This is a genomic window from Streptomyces hygroscopicus subsp. hygroscopicus (assembly GCF_001553455.1).
Classification (GTDB): domain Bacteria; phylum Actinomycetota; class Actinomycetes; order Streptomycetales; family Streptomycetaceae; genus Streptomyces; species Streptomyces hygroscopicus.
On sequence record NZ_BBOX01000660.1, the window covers coordinates 1 to 1,080 of the forward strand.

At 81.8% G+C, this 1,080-nt stretch carries 1 pseudogene; it reads left to right on the plus strand.

Features of this window, described 5'->3' with window-relative positions:
• Positions 1-30 precede the first annotated feature (30 nt).
• Positions 31-1,080 (plus strand): annotated as a pseudogene (locus tag AXW62_RS39715) (AAA family ATPase); the annotation flags it as partial.

The following is a 1,080-nucleotide window of genomic DNA, read 5'->3' on the forward strand; positions in this document are numbered from 1 at the left end:
GGCGGCGGGGGCGCGGCGGACCCGACCGGCGTGCGGAGGGCCGAACCCACTCATCCGACGCCGCCCCGCCCGCCCGGCCCGCCCCGCCTGCGGAGTCCGCCGTGCCCACCGTGCCCCCGGCGCCCGCCGAGCCCACCGAGCCCGCCGTGCCCCCGGCGCTCGCCGAGGCCGACGCCGCATGGCTGGGGCGGATCGAGCGGCGGGTGCGGGAGGAGCTCGGGGCTTGGGGGGCCGCGCGGCGGGGGGGAGGCGCGGGCGGAGGCCGTCGCCGCCGAGATCGCCGCGCTCGACCGGGAAGCGCGCGCCGACGACGAGGCGGTCGAGGAGGCCGACGAGTGGCTGGCCGGTTGGGAGGAGACCCACCGGGCGCATCAGCGGCGGATCGAGTCCGCCCAGGAGGCCGCCACCCGGGCCGAACAGCTCGGCGGGCGGATCGAGCCCGCCGAGCGGCGCCTCGAGGCCGCCCGGCAGCGGGACGTGCTCGCCGGGCGGGAGCGACTGGCCCGGGAGGAACTGTTGCGGGCCCGGGAGGGCGCTGCCGCCGCGCGGCAGAACTGGCTCGACCTCAAGGAGCGTCGGCTGCGCGGTATCGCCGCCGAACTGGCGGCCGGGCTGCGCCCGGGAGGGCCCTGCGCGGTGTGCGGGGCGACCGAGCATCCGAGCCCGGCCCGGCCCGGGGACGGGCACGTGGACCGTACGGCGGAGGAGGCCGCGCTGGCGGACTACCAGCGCGCCGAGGAGGCCCGGGAGGAGGCCGAGCGCACGCGGAACGCGCTGCGGGAGGCCCGCGCGGGCGCGGAGGCCGCGGCGGAGGGCGGGGACGCGGCCGAACTCGACCGCGCCCTGGCCGAGTTGCGTGCCGCCTACGCCGAGGCCCGCGACGCGGCGGCCGACGGGCACGCCGCCCGCGAGGCCCTGGACCGGGCCGAGCGTGAGCACGCGCGGCGTACCAGCCAGCGGCAGGAGGCCGAGCGGCGGGCCGCCGCCCGTACCTCGCACCGCGAGGCCCTGGCCCGGGAGCGGGCCGGGCTGCTGGCGGAGCTGGAGCAGGCGCGCGGCGCGGACGCCACCGTCGCGGAG